The sequence below is a fragment of the Sinomonas sp. T428B genome (genome assembly GCF_056780155.1).
Genome location: NZ_JBRAZR010000001.1, coordinates 3,201,969 through 3,221,961, shown reverse-complemented (window position 1 = coordinate 3,221,961; position 19,993 = coordinate 3,201,969). Strand labels below are relative to the sequence as shown.

Genomic DNA, 19,993 nt, shown 5'->3' with positions numbered 1-19,993 from the left:
CGGCCGCTGCCCTGCGGTGGGCGGTAGACGCACGACGGCGAGCGGTCGCCTTCCGCGCGATGGCGGCGGTGCACGGCGTCTAGGTGGGGCCCGCGCGGTTGGCTAGGCTGGCATGGAGAAGAGGCGAAGGAGTGACCATGTCTGAAGCGAGCTACGGCCCGGCGGAGAAGCCCCGGCCGGGTGGACCCGGCGCCAGCCGGAACGAGGCCGTGGGCCATCCCGGCCCCGGCGAGCGACGCCGGAACGAGGCGGTCCTCGGGCCGTTCACCGTCCGTGACCTGACCCTGCTGGGCGGGGTGCTCATCACGTTCGTGGGGTCGCTCCTGCCGCTCCTCCAGCGCAACGTGCTGCTGAACCTGTGGAACGCGCAGAATGTCTTCTTCCTCGCGATCGGGTTCCTGCTCCCGGCGGCCGCCGCGGGGCTTTTCGTCTGGCGTCGGCTCGATCCGCACCGCTCCCTGCGCGTCGGCTCGCTCTCCGTGGACCAGTTCGCGTCCGTCGTGGCCGTGCTGTCCTGCTCGTACTATTTCGTGTTCACCGTCACGACGTTCACGCCCGGCGCCGTGGTCGGGCTCCTCGGCGGCGTCGCGCTCGTCGCGGCAACGACCGCGGCCCGCGTCGTCCCGCCCTTCGCCGGCGACTTCGACGGCCGCCCCGCGACCCCCGCCCACATCGTGGCCCGGGATGCCGTCCAGCCCGTCCACCGTCCCGCCGGCGCCGACACGTCCGCGCGGGTGGGGGCGGCCGCTGGCCCCTCCGCAGAGGACCGCGCCGGCGCCTCCGCCGACGAGGACCGGTCCGCCGCGTGGTTCGGCGCCGGCTGGGCCGCCTCGGCGGCAGGATCCGGCGCCGCCGCCGGAGCGGGCCTGGCGGGCGCTGGCGCCCGCGAGGCCGGCGCTGGGGCCAAGGAGCCGGGGCCCTCGGCTGGCTCCGCACCCACGGGGACCGCTGCGGAGAGGCCGGTGCCTGCGGGCGCGGCTCCTGCTGGCTCGGCACGCGGGGGTGTGACCCCGTCGGCCGACGACGTCGCCCGCCCCGACGAGGCTCCCTCGACCGCGGCACAGGCGGCCGTGGGCGTCCGGGGACCCAGCACCAAGGAACCCGGCGCCGTCGACGCTCGCGAGGCCCGGGAGTCCGAGGGGGCGGCCGGTGTGGAGGCGCGCGAGGCCCGTGAGCCGGAGCGGGCTGCCGGTGTCGAGGCGCGCGAGGCCGCGGCTGCGGGCGGCGGCCGCGCTGGGCAGCGTCCGGCGGCGGCCGATGCAGCGCCAGGTGCCGCCGACGCTGCTGCACCGGCAGGCGCAGGGGCCGGCGGCAGGGCCGGCGCGCCCTCGCAGCTGGCCCCCCAGGACGCCGGCCCGGAGACAGCCGCCATGCCCGCCGGACGGGCTCGAGGCGAGGTCGAGCGCGAGAACGGCAGGCAGTTCCGGGACCGGATCGCCGAGGAGCCGGAGGAGACGGCCGCCCTGCCGGGACCCGCCCGGGCACGAGCTGACGAGCCGGCCGGAGAGTATGAGCCGGCCAGGGCCGAGACCGAGGCCTACGAGCCTGCTGCCCCTTGGCCGGCCCGCGGGGCAGCCGACGAGCGGCGGTCCGAGCGGGCCCAGCCGTGGCTCGAGGGCACTGCGTACGGGGAGGCCGACGGCGAGGCGTATGGCGCGCCCGAGTCCGCCGGCCCGGCGACGGCGGTGTTCCCGTCCACAGCGGGCGCCGGGGCAGGCGGGGGCGGCGGAAGCGCGGCCGGCGCCCTCGGCGGTTCCGAGAGCATCGGTGCCAGCCGGCCGTTCGACGAGCCGGCCCAGCACTACGAAGCCTTCTGGTTCGCCGTGAGCCAGCCGCGCACCGCGGTGGACGCGATGACCGGCGAGCCGCTCTTCATCCTCGAGCCGGGTCAGTGGATCCTCGCCCTCCAGGACAGGGGGAACGAGTTCGTCGTGCAGAACACGGACGGCCGCGTGGGAGTCCTGCGGGAGCTCTCGGGAATCGAGCGGGGCTGAGCACGACGGCGGCGCAGGCCCGGCGTAGGCGCAGGCTCAGCCCGGACGAGTCGCCCTTGGCCCTCAAGCGGAGGGCACGCAGGATCAACCGCGTGCTCGCCGAGGTGTACCCCTATGCCCACGCCGAGCTCGACTTCAGCGACCCGTTCGGCCTGCTCGTCGCGACCGTGCTCAGCGCACAGACCACGGACGTCCGTGTGAACCAGGTGACGCCCGTCCTGTTCGCCCGGTATCCAGACGCCCGCGCGATGAGCGAGGCCGAGCTCGCCGACCTCGAGGAGATCATCCGTCCGACGGGCTTCTTCCGGGCCAAGGCCAAGAGCCTGCACGCCCTGTCGGCGCGGATCGTCGACGAGTATGACGGCGTGGTGCCCGGCACCCTGGCCGAGCTCGTCACCCTCCCGGGAGTGGGGCGCAAGACCGCGAACGTCGTGCTGGGCAACGCCTTCGGCGTGCCGGGCATCACGGTCGACACGCATTTCGGGCGGCTCGCGAAGCGCTTCGGCTGGACTGCCTCGGACGATCCCGTCGTCGTCGAGCGGGACGTCATGGAGCTCTTCGAGCCGGCCGACTGGACGATGCTCTCCCACCGGGTCGTCTTCCATGGGCGCCGGGTGTGCCTGGCCCGCCGGCCCGCCTGCGGCGCCTGCCCTGTGGCCTCCCTGTGCCCCTCGTTCGGCTCCGGCGAGACCGATCCCGAGAAGGCCCGGCGCCTCCTGCGGTTCGAGCTGGCTCCTGGCAAGGAGGAGCTGAGGGCGGAGATGATCGCCAACGCAGACAGGGCCGCGGCGATCCGCCAGCGCACTGAGGCCACCGCCGCGCGTGGCGCGGAGGCCGGGGCCGCCGATGCCGTGGGGGAGGAAGGGTGAACGCCCGCGCCGACCTCGAGGCCCTCGTCGCGGACATCACCGCCGGAAGGAAGGACCCCTTCGACCGCCGCTGGCATCCGAGGACGCTCAAGGGGCCGTCCCGGGCGGCGGCGGTCCTCGTGCTCTTCGGCGCCCTCGACGACGTCCCCGCCCAGTCGGATCGGCCCCTGGCCCCTTCGGAGCTGGACATCCTCCTGCTCGAGCGGGCGGCGACGCTCGGGTCCCATCCTGGGCAGGTCGCGTTCCCCGGAGGGGGTCGGGATCCCGAGGACGGCTCGCTCGTGGAGTGCGCCCTCCGCGAAGCCAGAGAGGAGACCGGCCTCGACCCCGAGGGTGTGGACATCCTCGGCGAGCTGCCGCCGCTGGGCATGGCGTTCACGGGCTTCCTCGTCTCGCCGGTCATCGGCTGGTGGTCGTCGCCCTCCAAGGTCCGCGTCGTGGACTACGGGGAGTCGGCGCAGGTCTTCCGCACTCCCGTTCGCGACCTCCTGGACCCGCGGAACCGGGTCATGGCCGTCCTGCACCGCAGCGGGGCGCGGTTCGCAAGCCCTGCATTCACCGTCAACGGGGTCCTCGTGTGGGGCTTCACCGCGATGGTGCTTGACTCCCTCTTCGAGGCCCTCGGCTGGGCCGTCCCGTGGGACCGCGGCCGCGAGCATCCCGTCCAGCCCTAGCGAACGGCGGCTGCCGGCTGGGAGAGAGCCGGGCCGGCCGGCTGCTGCGCCGCCTCCGCCGCGGCCTCCCCGAAGGTGAACGTGACATCCCGGACACCGGCGGCGGCGTCGAGGCGGTCTGCCCAGTAGTTGTCCTCGAGTGTCGCCGCCCTGGCGAGGGTTCCGAGTGCGGACAGTTCGGCGCCAGCGCTGCCGGGCAGGGACAGCTGGCTCTGGAAGCCGCCGGGCCCAGTCACGGATCCGGCGGCCAGATCGAGGGTCACACCCGGCGCGAGGCCAATCGGCTCGGGCTCTCTGATGGACGGCCACGCGCCCTCGGGGAGACCAAGGACCTCGGCGATCCTCGCGCGCCCGCCATCGGCGCCGGCCGGAGCCTCTTCCTCCGGGGCGGGCAGCTCCGGCTTCGGGAGCAACTCGCGGGCGGCCGTGGTCATGGACTCTTGGGACCCTCGGACGGCCCGGGCGACAACGGTTCCCCCACCCTTCTCCATGGCAGCGCGCACGGTGCCCCTGGTCGCGAGGCCCCGCCCGGACTCTGGCGGGGTTCTGCACTCCGCCGTCCTCAGGAGCGTGCTGCGGACCGTGGAGCTGTGATTCCATCCGAGCACGAGCGTCCTCTCGGCGGCGCCTTTGCCGAGCTTTCCCGCCACTGCCGCGATCTGCTTGTTCGCGATCTTGCCGGCCAGGGCTAGCGGCCCGTTCGTGGCAAGCGTGAAGAGCCAGTGGTCGGTGACCTTCTGTGCCCCCTCTCCGAGCCGGCGCAATGGCTGGGGCAGCCTTCCCATGGCCCACTGGGACATCCTGGCGGCGAGACCGTCGAGGGCCTCCTTGATCTTCGTGATGCGCCCGGCCACGGATCGGGCGAGGGAGGCAAGACGCTGGAAGAGGGACGCGAACCTCCCCCCGGCAGCCACCACGCGGGCGATGGCGGCCGCGCCGCCGACGAGGGCCCCCGCCCCGAAGGTCACGAAGGACAGTCCGGCGCTCACGGCGGCGGTGATGGCGGCGTCCCTGCCCAGATTGATGATCTCCTGCTGGGCCTCGCGGTGGGCCTCGTCGATATGGCCTGCCAGATCGCGGCACGCCGTCGACAGCTCAGTGGCTCCGGCAGCCAGATCGCTGAGCCCGGTATCTAGCGTCCGCGTCCGGTCCGCGGCCGCCGCGGCCATCGGGCCGCTCATCGTGGCAAGCGTGCCCGCGGCGCTGGTCATCGCCGTCGTCCGGGCCGCGGCCAGGCCCGCGGCGAGCTGTGACCACTGCACCGCGGCGGCCTCGAGCCGCCCGGTGCTGCCGTTGGGCCAGACCGTTCCGATCAGGGCGACGGCCGCCTGGACGATGGGGTCGCCATGCCCGACGGGCACGCCGCCCCTGGCCTCCGGGAGGGAACGCATCACGGCCTCCGGCCACGCCTGTGCGGGGGTGGGCGCCGGCGCCGGCTCTCCCCCGAACCAGCCTTCCGTCGCGTGGTAGGCCGCGGCGGACTCGTTGAGGGCATGCACGTGGTCGCCGAGCCTGTTCCCGACCTCGGCGGCGAGGCCCAGTAGCCGGGCCGCTGCCGGATCGTAGGCGGACGCCCAGTCGCTCCCCGCCGGGTCGTTGCCGGCCATGCCCCCGCTCCCCGCGAGCCCTTCCGCCGCGGCGTCGGCGGCCGCGAGCAGATCCCCCTGCGCCCGCGCCACGTGGGCGGCGCAGTCGACGAGCCCCTGCGGATCCACGGCGATCACTGCCATCCTGTTCCCCCGTCCCGCTCGTTGCGTGCTTCGACGTCCACGCTAGGACCGCCGTCGGCCCGATGGCCCGGGAAAGTCACCCTCTGTGGACAACTCCGCCATTCCGGCCTGCCTGTGGAGGAGAAGTGCCGGCGAGGGCGGCTACTTCGCCTGGTCGTAGGAGTCGACGACGGCCACGCTCAGGGGGAATTCGACCGGTGCGCCCGGGAACAGCAGGCGTCCCGCGGATCGCGCGGACTCCTCGACGGCGGCGGCGCACGCCTCCGCTGCGGACTCCTCGGCGTGGAGCATGACCTCGTCGTGGAGGAAGTACACGAGCTCGGCGCGCAGCCCGTCGCGCCGGAGCCGGAGCAGCCTGAGCCGCAGCTCGGCGATCCAGCACTCGGCCCACTCGGCCGCGGTGCCCTGGACGATGAAGTTGCGCGTGAAGCGCCCCCGGTCGCGGGCGATGGCATCCGCCCGGCGCTGCTCCTCGGCCGTGGCCGTCCGCTGGGATGCCAGCCACCGCTCTGACGGCGGAGGCGTGCTCCGCCCGAGGTGGGTCGTCACGCGGAGGCCGCGCTCGCCGTCGCGCGCTGCCTGCTCGACGAAGCCCACGGCGCGCGGGTAGAGGCGCGCGAGCTGGGGCATGAGCCGGCCGGACTCGCCGGTCGTCGCACCGTAGATGGCGCCGAGCAGGGCGACTTTGGCCTGGCCGCGGTCGCCCCCGAAGCCCGCGGCGGCGATCCCGGCGTAGAGGTCCTTCCCCCGGGCCGCGGCGGCCATCGCCTCGTCGCGGGCGAGGGCGGCGAGGACCCGCGGCTCGAGCTGCGAGGCGTCCGCGACGATGAGCCGGTGCCCGGGCAGGGCCCGCGCCGCTGACCGCACCTGTGCGGGGATCTGCAGGGCCCCGCCTCCCCGGGACGACCACCGGCCGGTCACGACGCCGCCCACCACGTACTCGGGCCGGAACCGCCCGTCCGCGACCCATGCATCGAGCCACGCCCAGCCGTTCGCTGTGAGGAGCCGAGCCATCTTCTTGTACTCGAGCAGGGGCGTGATGGCCGGATGCGAATACTCCCTGAGCTCCCACGCGCGCGTCGTCCGCGCCTCGATCCCGGCGCGGTGCAGGGCACGCATGAGCTCCTGCGGAGAGTCGGGATTCATTCCCGGGGCGCCGAGGAGCGCCCGCAGCTCCGCCGCCTTCGCCTCGAGGAGCGCGGGCCTGGAGCCTGCGGGCGGGCGGGGGCCGAGCCGTTCGGCGAGGACGGCATCGTGCACGTGCGCGTCCCAGGGCACGCCGGCATGCTGCATCTCCGCGGCGGCGAGCGAGCCGGCGGACTCGGCTGCGAGCAGGAGCGCCAGCCGCGGGCGGTGCGGGGAGCGGGCGAGGGCGGCGAGCTGTTCGGCGAACTCGGCCGCGAGCGTCTCGGGCGGTGGTCCCGCGGTCGCCGCGTGCTCGAAGAGCGAGCCCTGGTGCGGGGAGGGAGGAAGCCCGGGCAGGCCGTTGGGCGGGGCGGGCTGCCCCGCCTCGGCGACGGCGGGCCCGGGGACGTACCCCGAGGCGTAGGCGGAGTGGGCGAGGATCGCCGCGGACAAGGAGAGGTCGTGGCAGCGTTCGAGCGGGACGCCCTCCGCGAGGAGCCGGGGGTACCAGTCGGGCGTCCGCCGCCAGACCCAGCGGGGGCGCTCAGCGGCCTCGATCGTCCGGGCCGCCTCCGCGAGGCCGTCCTGTGCGAGGCGCTCGGGTGCCCCCGAAGGGCTGCCCGCGGCGTCGAGGCGCTGCAGGAGCACGGCACCGTCCGGGGCGGAGGCGACGAGCACATGCATCCATCCATTGTCCCGGGCGGGGAGGACAAGACTCGTCCTCCACACGGAGCCGCCCCGGCGTGTTGTCCACATAGCCCCAGGCTCCGGTTCCCCGGGTCTGGGCCCGGGGCGAGGGTGGGCGCATGGCAACGGAACAGCTGGGCAGGGGGACGGCCGGGGAGGCCTGGATCCCCGACGACGGGGCGGTGGTCTGCTGCATCACCGCGGACCTTGCGCTGCGGGAGGACTGCGCCCGCGTCGCCGCCGCCGCGGGGCTCGGCTTCGACGCGGTCTCGACGGCCGAGGAGGCCGGTCACCTGTGGGCGGGCGGCTCCCTCGTCCTTCTCGGGGCTGACGTCGCCGACCTGCCGCCGCAGCGGCGCCAGGACGTCATCCTCGTGGGCCGCGGAGGGGACCGGGCCGTCCTCTGGGCGCGGGCCGCGGTCCTCGGGGTCGAGCACGTCGCCGAGCTCCCCGAGGCGTCCGGCTGGCTCGTCGAGTTCCTGGGGCGCCGGCGCAGCAGCACGGTGCGGGGCAGCGTCCTCGGCGTGATCGGCGGCTGCGGCGGGGCCGGGGCGAGCACGACGGCGGCGCTCCTCGCGGCGGCCTGCTCCCTCGGCGGCAGCCGGACGCTCCTCGTCGACGGGGACCGCCTCGCGGGAGGGCTCGAGCTCTGCGTGAGCGCCCGGGCTCCCGAGGGGCTGCACTGGCCGGATGTCGTGGCGGCAAGCGGTCCCATCAATCCCGACCAGCTCGAGGCATCGCTCCCGCGCGTCGGCGGCCTCGCCCTGCTGTCCTGGCCGGCGGGTGCTGAGCCCGCGGCGAGGGTCCCGGGCACCGCCGTCGCGGGCGCCCTCGACGCCGCCAGGGCGGCGTTCGATGTCGTCATCGTGGACGTCGGCCGCGGGCGCGAGGCGATTGAGGACTTCGGATGGGCCAGCGATCGCCTGGTCGTGGTGGTCCCGAGCAGGCTGGGCGGCGTGCTCTCGGCCGCGCAGCTCGTCCACGAGCTCCCGCCAGTCCCGGTGGGCGTCCTCGTGCGCGGCAGGCCAGCGGAGGGCATGGACGCCGAGCAGCTCGCGGATGCAGTCGGCTGCCCGCTCGTGGGGCGGGTCCCGACGCTGCGCCGTGCGCCCGCCGCCGCCGAGTCGGGACGGCTCCTCGAGCTGTCCCGGCGCCGCGACGTGCGGAGGCTCGCCGAGGCGGTCGTAGCCCCTGACCCGGAGCCGGACGACGGCGAGGCGCTCCGGGTGGGGCTCCGGCTCGCCGGACGGAGGCGGCGGCCATGAGGCTCCAGGGGGCCGTCGACGACGGGCTGCTCGACGCCGTCCGCCGCTCGGTGCTCGCCGAGCCCGGGCCGGTGACGCCCGCGAGGATCGCGGCCGCCGTGCATGCGAGCGGCCGCCTCCTCGGAACGGCGGGAACCCTCGCCGCGATCGACGCCATCTCCGCCGAGCTGCGCGGCCTAGGACCGCTCCAGGCCCTCGCGAACGATCCGCACGTCACGGACATCTTCGTCAACGGGCCCCGCGACGTGTGGGTGGACCGCGGCCAGGGCCTCGAACGGGCCGGGGGCGTGCCCTTCGACTCCGAGGATGCGGTGCGTGCGCTCGCCGTCAGGCTTGTCGCCGCCGGGGGCCGGCGCCTCGATGACAGCAGCCCCTGCGTCGACGTGCGCCTGCCCGGAGGGTACCGCGTCCATGCAGTCCTGCCGCCCGTCTCGACTGCCGGCACGCTCCTGTCGGTCAGGATCAGCCGCGAGCGGACTCTGAGCCTGGACGAGCTCCAGGCAACGGGCACCGTGCTGCCCGTCCAGCGGGAGGTCCTGGAGGCCCTCGTCGCGCAGAAGCGCAGCTTCCTCGTCAGCGGCGCCACCGGGGCGGGGAAGACGACGCTCCTGAGCACGCTCCTGGGCCTCATTCCGGACGACGAGCGACTGGTCCTCGTCGAGGACGCAGCCGAGCTCGCGCCCGAGCATCGCCATGCCGTCACACTCGAAGCCCGGCACGGGAACGTCGAGGGCGCCGGCCGGGTCGATCTGGCCGAGCTCGTGCGCCAGGCCCTGAGGATGAGACCGGACTGGCTCGTGGTCGGGGAGTGCCGCGGCGCCGAGGTCAGGGAGCTCCTGGCGGCCCTCAACACCGGCCACAGCGGGGCCGGGACGATCCATGCCAACAGCGCGGAGTCCGTCGTCGCCCGGCTCACCGCCCTCGGCGCGCTCGCGGGCATGACCCCCGAGGCGACGACGCTCCAGGCCGCCAGTGCGCTTGACGCCGTCGTACACCTCGAGCGCGCCCCTCAGGGCCGTCGAGTCGCGAGCATCGCCGTCGTGGCCGAGGTGGCGGGACGCCTCTTGATCTGCGACGCCCTCGTGCGCGACGACGGGGGCGAGCCGGGCCACTGTCGGCAGGGGCCCGGATGGGCGGACCTCGCCTCGATGCTGGGACTGGGTCGCCGTCTGGGAGCGGTCGCATGAACGAGCTCGTCCCCGCCGCGATCCTCGGGGCCGCACTGTTCCTCTCCTTCCTCCTCGTGCGTCCTCTCAGGCGTGGACCAGAGGCGGCGTCGGCGGCGGATCGCTCAGGTCCCGGTGGGAGGAGGGGCGTGCGTCGGGGATCCCGGGGGCCGGCAGGAGACCTCCAGAGCGCTTCCCTCCTCGTCGCGCAGATCTCCGCGCTGCTCAGGGCGGGCCGGTCGCCGGCCCAGATGTGGGCGCAGGCCGCCGAGATCCACGGTGAGGCCCGAGGTGGCGCCCACGGAGGCGACGGGACCCGCCGCACCGCCGCGCCGGCGGGGCTGCGAGCAGGGCGGGCAGGCAGCTTGGGTCCGGCCCCTGCGACGTGGGAGGAGACGAGCTCGCGGGTCCTCGCGGCCGCCGCGCACGCGGCATCGCTCGGCCGCCCCGTCGCACCGGCCATCCGAGCCGAGGCAGGAGTCGCCGCGAGCCGCAACGCAGAGCATTCCGGCGGGGCACGTGGGCGCTCCGCTGCGATCTGGGGCAGCGTCGCTGCGTGCATCGAGACGGCGGAGGCCTCGGGTTCCCCGCTCGCGGCGGTCCTCGACCGGCTTGCTGCACAGTTCGAGTCCGACGCCGACGCGGCCGCCGCCCGGGGCGTGGCGCTCGCGGGGCCGAGGGCGACGGCGAAGGTCCTCAGCGTGCTCCCGCTGGCCGGGCTCGGACTCGGCATCCTCATGGGCGTGGACCCGCTAGGGCTCCTGCTGTCCACGCCCCTCGGGGCGGCGTGCCTCACGGTCGGGAGCGTCCTGACCCTCCTGGGCCGGTGGTGGTCGTCGAAGCTCGTGAGCGCGGCATCGGAGGAGCGATGAGCCTCATGGTCCTGGCCGCCGGGGTCGCCGCGGCGATCTCGGCCACCGCCCTGTGGCTGGCCGGCCCTTCACACGGGCTGCGTCGGGCCGTCGCTCCGGGGACCCGAGCAATGCCCGGGCGGGTCCGACCGGAAGGCGTAGGCGCCGCAGCGGACACTTCGGCTCCTGCCCCCGGCCGGGACGAGGCCACGCGGCGGAGCGGGCCTGAGAACGCCTCGCTCCTGCTCGAACTCATCGGATCCATGCTCGAGGCCGGCCTGCCGGTGGCCCGCGCCCTCGAGGTCGTCGCCCCGGCCGCCGGGGCCTCCGCAGCGCCCCTCGCGCGCGTGGGGGCGGCGCTTCGACTCGGAGTGGGCTGGCAGAGCGCCTGGCCACCCGTCGAGCCCCGGACTGTCCTCGGCGAGCTCAGGGAGGCTCTGCACTTCGCCGCCGGGACCGGAGCGCCTTCGGCCGAGCTCCTCTATGCCCGGGCGAGACAGCTCCGGCGGACCCGCCACCGGGAGCTTGAGCGGCGGGCGGCAGCACTCGGAGTGAGGCTCGTTGTCCCGCTCGGCGTGTGCTCGCTCCCGGCGTTCCTGTGCCTCGGAGTAATCCCCGTGCTCCTCGCGATGCTTCCCGGCGGTTGAGTGCCGCCCCCATCAACGTCCTGCCGCATCCCGCGTCAGGAGGCGCCGCCGACGCGGCGCGCCCGTCCCCGCCACCCGGTGGGGAGCCAGCAAGGAGGAACCATGTCCATGTCCACCACCGCCAGCGCGCCGGGAGCCTCACCCGAGGCCCTGCCCGAACTCGACCCCTCCCGCCCCGACGGCCTCGCGCAGGTCATCGAGCTCTTCCCCGGATCCACGGCCTTGGGACCCGATGTTCCCGGTGGGGGCCCGGCAGCGGGGCGCGGCCAGGCACCTGGCAGGGCGTCTGCCATGCACCGGGCCGCGACAGCGGCACGAGGCCGCATGCGTCGGGCCCGCCGCCGATGGGCAGTGCGCGTGCAGCTCCTGCGCCTGTGGCTCGGCAGCCGAGCCGCCGGGGAGCACGGCATGGCAACGGCGGAGTACGCCATCGCCACCTTGGGAGCCGTGGCCTTCGCCGGCCTCCTCGTGGTCATCCTGCGCAGTGAGGAGGTCCGGGGGTTCCTCCTCGGCATCATCCGCGCGGCCTTGGCGATGCCGTGAAGTACCTCCGTGGGGCCGTCGGGTCCCCTCGGGGCCCGGCGGCCTCGCGGGGAACCGTCACGGCGGAATTCGCGGTGGCCATCCCGGCCGTGATCGTCCTCCTCGGCGTGCTGCTCAGCGCCGTGGCCGCGGGGGTGTCGCAGCTGCGCGCCGAGGAGGCGGCGCGGGCAGCCGCCCGCAGCCTCGCACGGGGAGGAGGAGCTCAGGGGGCGGGCCAGGAGGTGTCCCGAGTCGCGGGCCCGGAGGCGGCGCACACGGTCGAAGCCGCGGGTGCGATCGTGACCGTCCGTGTCACCCTTCCCGTGCCTGGACCTCTCGCGGCGGCTGCCGGCCTACGAGCCAGCGCGGCCGCGAGCCTGACGGCGGAAGGGCCGCCATGAGCGGCAGGGCCGGCCGGCCGAACCGCGTGGCACGGGGGACCGCAGGGGACACTGCGGTAACGCCGCCGGCGCGTCGCAGCGCCGAGCGGGGCGCCGGAACGATCCTGGCGCTAGGCCTCGGCCTGCTCCTCATCGTCGCCTCCGGAGCGGTCGGCGTCCTCGGCCAGGCGCTCGCCGCTTCGTCGCGGGCGGCCGCCGCCGCTGACCTCGCCGCGCTCGCTGCCGCCGACGCCGAGCGGGGGCTCAGGCCGGGCCACGCATGCGCCGTGGCGGCCGAAGCGGCGGGCCTCAACGCCGCGACGATCGCCTCCTGCGAGGTCGAGATCCCCGGGAGCACGGTCCGGGTCGTCGTGAACGTCGACGGCGGGTCGCTGTGGGGTCCCGTTCCGGGCCGTGCCAGGGCGGGACCGCCACCCTGAGCGAGTCCAGCAGCGTTCGAGGGCCCGACAGCCTTCATCTATCGAGCGGAGCGGCTTCCCTGCGGCGGTCAGCCCACCCTCGCTGTGGATCAGAGCATGGTCGGCGGCGGTCAGCCGACCGTCGGCGCAGGAGCGGATGCCGCGCTGCTCAGGACCGCGCCGAGGAGCGTCACCGCGCCGGACTTGTCCAAGGGATTGTTCTTGTTCCCGCACTTGGGGCTCTGGACGCACGAGGGGCAGCCGGACTCGCATTCGCAGGCCTCGATGGCCTGCTTGGTCGCCGTGAGCCATTCGCGGAGCCTGTCGTAGCCGCGCTCGGCGAATCCCGCACCGCCCGGGTGCCCGTCGTACACGAAGATCGTGGGCTCCTCCGTGTCCGCGTGGAGCGCCGTCGAGACGCCGCCGACGTCCCAGCGGTCGCTCGAGGCGACGAGGGGGAGCAGGCCGATGGCGGCGTGCTCGGCCGCGTGCAGGGCCCCCGGGAACTGTGCCTCGGCGAGCCCGGCGGCGGCGAGCGTCGGGCCCGGGACCGTGATCCACACGGCCTTCGTGAAGAGGTCCCGGGCCCCCAGCTCGAGGGGCTCCTCGCCGAGGACCTCGTTGGAGATGAGCGCCTTGCGCTGGAAGGAGACGACTTGGGTGGTGACCTTGACCTCGCCGAAGTGGACCCCGACGGGGCCCCACTGCTCGGAGCGCAGGCCGCTCAGGACCTCCACCGTGGTGATGTCCCGGGCTGTCGTGTAGTAGTCCGGGTTGACTCTCCGGACGACGACGCAGTGCTCGGCCTCGTTGAGCTCCTCGACGAGGTAGCTCGCGCCCTGGTGCACGTAGATCGCACCCTGGTGGGCCTGGTAGTGCGTCTGCGGCGAGTCCATCGAGCCGAGGAGGAGGCCGGTGTCCGCCTCGATGATGCTCACGGGCCCGCCGCCTGCGGCGCGCAGGTTCACCATGGCCGCGGCACTCTCGGGGTGCGTCCAGTACCAGCCCGACGGCCGCCGCCTCAGGTAGCCCTGCGCCTCGAGCTGGCCCAGAAGGGACTCCGTGGTCGGGCCGAACAGGTCGAGGTCCGCCGGGCCGATCGGCTTCTCCGCCGCCGCCGCGCACAGGTGGGGGCCCAGCACGTACGGGTTCGAGGGGTCGAGGACCGTGGCCTCGACCGAGACGTCGAAGATGGCCTCGGGATGGTTGACGAGGTACGTGTCGAGGGGGTCGTCGCTCGCGACGAAGGCGGCCAGCGCCTGCTGCCCGGCGCGCCCCGCACGCCCGATCTGCTGGAAGAGCGACGCCCGGGTCCCCGGCCAGCCGGCCACGAGCACCGCGTCGAGGCCGGCGATGTCGATCCCGAGCTCGAGAGCCGAGGTGCTCGCCACGCCCAGCAGCTCCCCGGAGCGGAGCCTCCGCTCGAGCTCGCGCCGCTCCTCGGGAAGGTATCCCGAGCGGTAGGCCGCGACGCGTCCGGGCAGGCTCGGGTCCACCTCGTCGAGGAGGCGCTGGGAGATCGAGGCGATCGCCTCCGCGCCACGGCGCGACTTGATGAAGGCGATGGAGCGCACGCGCGAGGAGACGAGGTTGGTCAGCAGGTCGGCGGTCTCCGCGATCGCGGTGCGGCGCTGCGGGGCGCCGTTCTCGCCCTTCGACTCGGTCAGGCCGGGCTCCCAGAAGGCCACCTCGGTGGCGCCGTGCGGCGAGCCGTCCTCGGTCACGGCCGAGACGGGCGCGCCGATGAGGCGCGAGACCGAGGCCTCGGGATCGCCCGAGGTGGCCGAGGCGGCGACGAAGACGGGCTCGGACCCGTAGTACGCGCAGACCCGCCGCAGCCGACGCAGGAGGTTCGCGACGTGGGAGCCGAACACGCCCCGGTAGGAGTGGGCCTCGTCGATGACCACGTAGCGCAGCCGGCGGAAGAACGCGGCCCACCAGGCATGGTTGGGCAGGATCCCGAAGTGGAGCATGTCCGGGTTGGCCAGGATGACGTTGGCGTGCTCGCGGATCCACCGCCGCGCGGCGGGCTCCGTGTCGCCGTCATACGTCTCGGCGCGCACCGTCGGGAGGCGGAGGGCCCGGATGGCGGCGAGCTGGTCCGCGGCCAGCGCCTTGGTCGGCGAGAGGTACAGGACCACGGCGCCGTCCGCATGCACCCGGCCCGGCTCGGCCGCGACCCTCAGCTCGGCGCGGTGGACGGCGTCCAGGGCGGGCAGCTGATAGGCGAGGGACTTCCCGGAGGCTGTCCCCGTCGCGAGCACGACGTGCTCGCCCGCATGGGCGCGGGCCGCGGCCTCCGCCTGATGCGTGTACGGCTCATCGATGCCCAGCCTTGCATAGGCCTGGACGAGGTCCGGGTGCGCCCACTCGGGCCACGGGGCATGCAAGGCCTCGCGTGCCGGGATCGTGTGGACATGGCGCAACTGCTCCGGAGCGGGGGAATGGCCCAGGAGGGGGATCAGCGAGTCATGCGCGGCCACGGAAGCATTCTGCCAGCCCGGAGAAGGGCACCCGTCAGACGCAGGGGGACGATCGGCCCCCGACGGCGTCCCCTCCAGCCGGACCGGGCCGCGGCCCCAGGGAGGATCCCCTGTCCCCGGTCAGTCGCTGAGGGAACCGCCCTCGGTGGTGCCGGGGTTCGTCAGCATCAGGACGCTGGAGACGTCGTTCCAGCCCAGGTGGTGGTACAGGTGCTGCCCGTCGCTCGAGGCGATGAGCAGGCCCTGCTCGAGGTCGTGCTCGCTCATCGCGGCCGTGAGTGCCCGCATGATGAAGCTCCCGAGGCCCCGTCGGCGGAATGCGGGCTCGGTGATGATCCTGTCGAAGACCGCGTACCCGTGGGTCACGGCGACGTGGCCGCGGGCGGCCAGGACCCCTCGGTCCGTCGTGACGGTCACGGTCGCGCTGTGGTCCTCGATCTCGGTCGAGAGCCTGAGCTCGTCGTCGTTGAGCCACGGCTCCTCGACGTCCTTGCCCTCGAAGTCCATGACCATGAGCTCCTGGTCGGCTGCGAGGACCACGAGGCCGTGCTTCTCCGCGAGGGCGCGGTAGCGGACGTGGTCCTCGGTGAGGATCGTGAGGATCCGCGGCTGGGCCTCGGCGGTGAACGCGGCGAGGGTCGCGAAGTCGTCGTCGCTCGGGTCGGCGGCGAACGTCTCCCAGTCGCCGGACTTGTCGGCGAGGCGGACGGCCCGGAACGAACCGACGTTGCGCACCTCGTAGCGGCGCGTGGAGGCCCAGCCCTCGACCCAGATGTCCAGAAGTTCGCTCAGCGATGCCTCACCCATAGCGATGACCATACCGGCCGCACTGTGGACTGATAAGGCCCGTGACAGAACTGTCACCGGCCGTTCACTGCCACGCTTGCGTACCCTTGATGGGTGGCCCTGCACCGTATTGTCCTCTTCTACTGCTTCACCCCGCTCGCCGATCCGGAGGCCGTCCGGCTGTGGCAGCGCACCCTGTGCGAGGGCCTCGGGCTCACGGGGCGCATCATCGTCTCGCCGGACGGGATCAACGCGACCGTCGGCGGCGAGCTCGGCGCCGTCAAGCGCTACCTGCGAGCCACCAAGGAGTACCCCGGGTTCCGCGGGATCGACGTCAAGTGGTCCGAGGGCGGGGCCGAGGACTTCCCGCGGCTGTCCGTCAAGGTCCGCCCGGAGCTCGTGACGTTCGGGGCCCCGGAGGAGCTCGTCGTGGACGAGGGCGGGGTCGTCGGCGGCGGCGAGAAGCTGACCCCCGGGCAGCTCCACGAGCTCGTCGACGCCGGCCGCGCCTCCGGCCGCGAGGTCGTCTTCTTCGACGGCCGCAACGCCTTCGAGGCCGAGATCGGCCGGTTCAAGGGCGCGGTCGTCCCCGACACCGCGACGACGCACGACTTCCTGGCCGAGCTCGATTCGGGCAAGTACGACGGCCTCAAGGACCAGCCCGTGGTCACCTACTGCACGGGCGGGATCCGCTGCGAGGTCCTCACGGCCCACATGCGCCAGCGCGGCTTCCAGGAGGTTTACCAGCTCGACGGCGGGATCGTGCGGTACGGCGAGCAGTTCGGCGACGCGGGCCTGTGGGAGGGCTCGCTCTACGTCTTCGACCGGCGCATGCGCCTCGAGTTCAGCCCCGACGCGGTCACGATCGGCCGCTGCGCGCGCTGCGAGTCGCCGACGAGCGACTTCCACAACTGCGCCAACCCGGCCTGCCGGGAGCTCACGCTCTACTGCTCCGCGTGCGCGGCGTCGTCCGAGCCGCTCGTGTGCCCCGGCGGGTGCGGGTACTCTGCCGAGCTGGACCTGCCCGGGGCAGGCGCGCCAGGTACGGACTTGCCCCGGGCGGACGCGCCCGGCGCGGACGCGCCCGCCCCCGCCGGCGTCAGGGGCGCGTGAGCCGGAAGGCGACGTTCGACGGCGCGTTCCCGGCGGCGGCGAAGACGACCTCGACGGTGCCCGCCTCCGGGACCGTGATGACGCGGGCGTGCGCCCGGTTGCAGCCGAAGTCGAGCGCGAGCGGGACGCTGTCCCCGACGCGCACGGTCACGCTCGCGGACCCCGGCCCGCGGCACACGAACCGTACGGTCGTCGTCCCCGCGGCCACCGCGGCGTGGAGGGCCTGAGGCTGCGCGCCCGGGTGCACGGCGGCCGCGCCGAAGCCGACGGACTGGCCGTGCTCGTCCGGGAGCATCGCCCGGGCCCACGAGCGCAGGACGCGGCCCTCGAAGAGCTCGTCGAGCGGGGCGTCGCGCGGGTACCAGCCCCGGCTCCGGCTCTGGGCGGCAGCCGACGCCGCCGCTGCCGCGGCCGACGCGCTGGCCTCGGCGGCCGCGCTCGCGGACGCCTCGCGCTGCCCGAGCGGCGGCAGGCCGTCGTCGTACGCGTAGGCGCACCCCGTGAGCCATGCGCCCGCGCAGGCCGCGAGCACGGCCAGAGGCGAGGCCCTCGCCGCGGTGCGCCCCCGACGGCGTTCACCGCCTTGGCGGTGAACGCTCTGGCTCTGACCGACCACACGTCCATTGTCCGCACCCGGCCCGTGCCCCGCCACGCGCCCGAGCCAGTGGGAGCCGCGGGCCCCTGCGGACCGGGCAGCACCAGGCGGCCGCCCGAAAGGCCCGCCCGGCCGGGGCGCCGCCTAGACTTTCCCGGGTGAACAGCGCAGAGCCCGTCCAGCCGGCTCCCCTCGATGCCCCCGCCGCCGACCGGCCCGAGCCGCTGCGCGCGCTCGCGGCCGACCTCGCCGCGGCGGGCTTCACCGTCGACGGGGTCGCGGAGCTCCTCGGCCCGTCCGCGCACGCGGCCCTCGGCCGCGACCAGATCGTCCCGGCCCTCATGGCGACCGCCCGCGCCGGTGAGGATCCGCGCCGGGCCCGGCTCGCCGCCGTCGTGCGCTTCTTCCTCCTGGCCCGCCCCCTGTCCGCCCGGGAGCTCGACGCCGTCCTGCCCGCCGTCGGCGCGGAGGGGCTGCTCGCGCTGCGGCTCGCCGCCCCGGCCGACGGCGGACGCCTCGCCTCCACGGTCGACCTGCGCCCGTACGCGTGGGACGGCGCCGCGGGCCAGACGCAGCTGTGGGTCGCCTCCGACCTGGCCGCGCACCAGCGCCCCGGTGTGCTGCGCGCGGACCACGTCCTCGGGATCGGCCATGCGTCGGCGACGCTCGTCCAGGCGACGGCGCGCAGGCCCGTCGCCCGGGCCCTCGACCTGGGCACCGGCTGTGGGATCCAGGCCTTCCACCTGCTCGAGCACGCCGAGCATGTCGTGGCGACGGATGTCTCGGAGCGGGCGCTCGCCTTCACGCGGTTCAACCTCCTGCTCAACGCGCCCGCGCTCGGGATCGACCCCGAGAACCCTGGGGAGCGCATCGAGCTGCGGCTCGGATCCCTGCTCGAGCCCGTGGCGGGGGAGCGGTTCGACCTCGTCGTCTCCAACCCGCCCTTCGTCATCACGCCCCGCACCGCCGGGGAGTCCGCGGAGGAGCAGTTCACCTACCGGGACGGGGGCCTCCCCGGGGACCAGATCGTCGCGGACCTCGTCGCGGGCCTCGGGGGCGTGCTCGCCGAGGGCGGGACGGCGCAGCTGCTGGGCAACTGGGAGATCCCCGACGGCGCCGAGTGGCACGAGCGCGTGCGCCGCTGGATCCCCGAGGGCCTCGACGCGTGGGTCCTCCAGCGCGAGGAGCTCGCCCCCGAGCAGTACGCCGAGACGTGGCTCGCGGACGCGTCCCAGCAGCGGGACCCCGCGGCCTACGAGGCCTCCTACGCGGCCTACCTCGCCGACTTCGCCGCCCGGGGCACGGGTGCGATCGGGTTCGGCGCCGTCTGGCTCCGCCGCCCGGCCTCCTGGCAGGCGCGCCTGGACCGGTTCGAGGAGCTCACGCACCCGCTCGAGCAGCCGATCGGGCCCCACTGGGGCGCCGCCGTCGAACGGGCCGACTGGCTCGCCGGGGTCGGCGACGGGCTCGCGGGGGAGCGGCTCACCGTCGCCGACGACGTCACGGAGGAGCGGCACCAGCGCCCGGGCGCCGAGCACCCCGGGGTGATCCTCCTGCGCCAGGGTGCCGGGTTCCGCCGCACGAACCTCATGAGCACGGAGCTCGCGGGCTTCGTCTCGGCGTGCGACGGCGAGCTCACGGCCGGGCAGATCGCGACGGCGCTCGCGGCCCTCCTGGGCAGGGACGATGAGGCCTTCCGCGAGGGCCTGCTCGCGGAGGCCGCGAACCTCGTCCTCGACGGCTTCCTCGTCCCCGCCGAGCGGCCCGGCGCCGCCCCGGCTGGCGCCCCGACGGAAGCCGCGCAATTATGAAGAGAAAGCTTGACACCATAGCAAGTGTGGCGTTAATTACACTCCAACATCACATCGACGAAAAAGCAGCATGAGCGAGAAGAAGCGCAGCCCCCGCACCGAGAACCCGGTAAGGATCACCGATCCGAAGGCCATCCGGGCTCTCGCCCATGCGGCGCGGCTCGAGGCCATCAACGAGCTCTACTCGAGCCAGAAGAGCCGCACCGCCACGGAGCTCGCGGCCTTCACCGGGCTGACGCCCAGCGCCATGAGCTACCACCTGCGGGCGCTCAAGAAGTGGGGCATCGTCGTCGACGCGCCCAGCGACGGGGACGGCCGCGAGCGGCGCTGGAAGGCCGCCGGCACAGACCTCAACCTCGACACCGCGACGACCGGCCAGACGCCAGGCCTCGCGATCGTGGACATGGAGCTCGAGTCGCTCCGCCGGCGCATCTCCGCGCATGCGAGGCACCGCGAGGACGCCCTCCGCCACGGCCAGCCGGACGAGAGCCCCGTCATGGTCGTCTCGGGCAACGTCCTCAAGCTGACGCTCGAGCAGCGCGCCGAGTTCAAGCGGCGCATGTCCGCGCTCCTCGACGAGTTCGAGCCGGACGAGACGCCCGGGAGCGAGGAGCCGGAGGGTGCCGAGCGGATGTACGTCCTGTGGTCCATGCTCCCCGAGGTCCGGGAGAGCGCCGCCGCCCCCGCGAAGCCGCGCTCCCGGCGCGCGAAGGCGGCCCCGACCGACAGCTGAGCCCGCGCCTCCGGCGCGGGGGATGTCCACATAGGACGGGCGGCGCTTGCGCTCCGGCCGCCGTCGTATGGTGAACTAGGGACTTGCGCGGCCGCCGCCGCGCCCCCAGCGCGCCCCAGGGGCGGGCAGGACTGTTGCTGTTT

18 protein-coding genes are annotated in these 19,993 nt (G+C 74.6%); 13 read left to right on the top strand and 5 right to left on the bottom strand.

Translation table 11 applies throughout. The features are described 5' to 3' along the window. Positions 1-137: 137 nt before the first annotated feature. Genes ACUYMY_RS14885 through ACUYMY_RS14875 form a run of 3 tightly spaced genes read left to right on the top strand, consistent with a single transcriptional unit; the run spans position 138 to position 3,537 of the window. Entirely contained in the window at positions 138-1,994 is a 1,857-nt protein-coding gene (locus ACUYMY_RS14885; RefSeq protein ID WP_481704306.1) for a hypothetical protein, read from the top strand. After that, positions 1,991-2,863: an endonuclease III gene (nth, locus tag ACUYMY_RS14880; RefSeq protein WP_481705071.1), complete on the top strand. Its 873-nt coding sequence runs from the start codon at positions 1,991-1,993 to the stop codon at positions 2,861-2,863. The genes ACUYMY_RS14885 and nth overlap by 4 nt, the downstream gene beginning before the upstream one ends. Next, positions 2,860-3,537: an NUDIX hydrolase gene (locus ACUYMY_RS14875; protein WP_481704305.1), complete on the top strand. Its 678-nt coding sequence runs from the start codon at positions 2,860-2,862 to the stop codon at positions 3,535-3,537. The genes nth and ACUYMY_RS14875 overlap by 4 nt, the downstream gene beginning before the upstream one ends. Here ACUYMY_RS14875 and ACUYMY_RS14870 read toward each other — a convergent pair. After that, positions 3,534-5,267, bottom strand: coding sequence for a WXG100-like domain-containing protein (locus ACUYMY_RS14870; protein ID WP_481704304.1), 1,734 nt, complete (start codon positions 5,265-5,267; stop codon positions 3,534-3,536). The genes ACUYMY_RS14875 and ACUYMY_RS14870 overlap by 4 nt on opposite strands. Positions 5,268-5,408: 141 nt before the next feature. Continuing rightward, the gene (locus ACUYMY_RS14865) at positions 5,409-7,076 is read right to left on the bottom strand and encodes a bifunctional 3'-5' exonuclease/DNA polymerase (RefSeq protein WP_481704303.1); all 1,668 of its coding nucleotides are present in this window, start codon (positions 7,074-7,076) and stop codon (positions 5,409-5,411) included. A 122-nt stretch (positions 7,077-7,198) separates the two neighbouring features. Here ACUYMY_RS14865 and ssd point away from each other — a divergent pair, with 122 nt between their 5' ends. The 7 genes from ssd to ACUYMY_RS14830 all read left to right on the top strand — a co-directional run bounded on the left by ssd (position 7,199) and on the right by ACUYMY_RS14830 (position 12,350). After that, positions 7,199-8,344: a septum site-determining protein Ssd gene (ssd, locus tag ACUYMY_RS14860; protein ID WP_481704302.1), complete on the top strand. Its 1,146-nt coding sequence runs from the start codon at positions 7,199-7,201 to the stop codon at positions 8,342-8,344. Further along, positions 8,341-9,531 carry a TadA family conjugal transfer-associated ATPase gene (locus tag ACUYMY_RS14855; RefSeq protein WP_481704301.1) on the top strand — a complete coding sequence of 397 codons (1,191 nt, stop codon included), beginning with the start codon at positions 8,341-8,343 and terminating at the stop codon, positions 9,529-9,531. The genes ssd and ACUYMY_RS14855 overlap by 4 nt, the downstream gene beginning before the upstream one ends. A gap of 128 nt (positions 9,532-9,659) precedes the next feature. Then, positions 9,660-10,382 carry a type II secretion system F family protein gene (locus ACUYMY_RS14850; protein WP_481704300.1) on the top strand — a complete coding sequence of 241 codons (723 nt, stop codon included), beginning with the start codon at positions 9,660-9,662 and terminating at the stop codon, positions 10,380-10,382. Beyond that, complete coding sequence (locus tag ACUYMY_RS14845) at positions 10,379-11,008, top strand: type II secretion system F family protein (protein WP_481704299.1); 630 nt, start codon at positions 10,379-10,381, stop codon at positions 11,006-11,008. The genes ACUYMY_RS14850 and ACUYMY_RS14845 overlap by 4 nt, the downstream gene beginning before the upstream one ends. Before the next feature lie 108 nt (positions 11,009-11,116). Next, on the top strand, positions 11,117-11,551 hold the full coding sequence (locus tag ACUYMY_RS14840) for a DUF4244 domain-containing protein (protein WP_481704298.1): 435 nt from the start codon (positions 11,117-11,119) through the stop codon (positions 11,549-11,551). After that, on the top strand, positions 11,548-11,931 hold the full coding sequence (locus ACUYMY_RS14835) for a TadE family type IV pilus minor pilin (RefSeq protein WP_481704297.1): 384 nt from the start codon (positions 11,548-11,550) through the stop codon (positions 11,929-11,931). Before ACUYMY_RS14840 ends, ACUYMY_RS14835 begins: the two co-directional genes overlap by 4 nt. Continuing rightward, a complete protein-coding gene (locus ACUYMY_RS14830) occupies positions 11,928-12,350 on the top strand; it encodes an Rv3654c family TadE-like protein (RefSeq protein WP_481704296.1) in 423 nt (140 codons plus the stop codon). Before ACUYMY_RS14835 ends, ACUYMY_RS14830 begins: the two co-directional genes overlap by 4 nt. 110 nt (positions 12,351-12,460) lie before the next feature. Here ACUYMY_RS14830 and ACUYMY_RS14825 read toward each other — a convergent pair whose 3' ends face one another. Both ACUYMY_RS14825 and ACUYMY_RS14820 read right to left on the bottom strand, forming a co-directional pair. Next, the gene (locus tag ACUYMY_RS14825) at positions 12,461-14,812 is read right to left on the bottom strand and encodes a DEAD/DEAH box helicase (protein WP_481704295.1); all 2,352 of its coding nucleotides are present in this window, start codon (positions 14,810-14,812) and stop codon (positions 12,461-12,463) included. Between the two features lie 120 nt (positions 14,813-14,932). Beyond that, the gene (locus ACUYMY_RS14820; RefSeq protein ID WP_481704294.1) at positions 14,933-15,619 is read right to left on the bottom strand and encodes a GNAT family N-acetyltransferase; all 687 of its coding nucleotides are present in this window, start codon (positions 15,617-15,619) and stop codon (positions 14,933-14,935) included. A gap of 93 nt (positions 15,620-15,712) precedes the next feature. Between ACUYMY_RS14820 and trhO the strand changes: the two genes are divergently transcribed. Further along, complete coding sequence (gene trhO, locus ACUYMY_RS14815; protein WP_481704293.1) at positions 15,713-16,711, top strand: oxygen-dependent tRNA uridine(34) hydroxylase TrhO; 999 nt, start codon at positions 15,713-15,715, stop codon at positions 16,709-16,711. Here the strand turns inward: trhO and ACUYMY_RS14810 are convergent. Beyond that, positions 16,698-17,243 carry a hypothetical protein gene (locus ACUYMY_RS14810; protein ID WP_481704292.1) on the bottom strand — a complete coding sequence of 182 codons (546 nt, stop codon included), beginning with the start codon at positions 17,241-17,243 and terminating at the stop codon, positions 16,698-16,700. The genes trhO and ACUYMY_RS14810 overlap by 14 nt on opposite strands. A gap of 221 nt (positions 17,244-17,464) precedes the next feature. Between ACUYMY_RS14810 and ACUYMY_RS14805 the strand changes: the two genes are divergently transcribed. Together ACUYMY_RS14805 and ACUYMY_RS14800 are read left to right on the top strand one after the other, a co-directional pair. Next, positions 17,465-19,117 carry a DUF7059 domain-containing protein gene (locus tag ACUYMY_RS14805; RefSeq protein WP_481704291.1) on the top strand — a complete coding sequence of 551 codons (1,653 nt, stop codon included), beginning with the start codon at positions 17,465-17,467 and terminating at the stop codon, positions 19,115-19,117. Between the two features lie 70 nt (positions 19,118-19,187). Further along, a complete protein-coding gene (locus ACUYMY_RS14800; RefSeq protein ID WP_481704290.1) occupies positions 19,188-19,850 on the top strand; it encodes an ArsR/SmtB family transcription factor in 663 nt (220 codons plus the stop codon). The last annotated feature ends 143 nt before the right edge of the window (positions 19,851-19,993 follow it).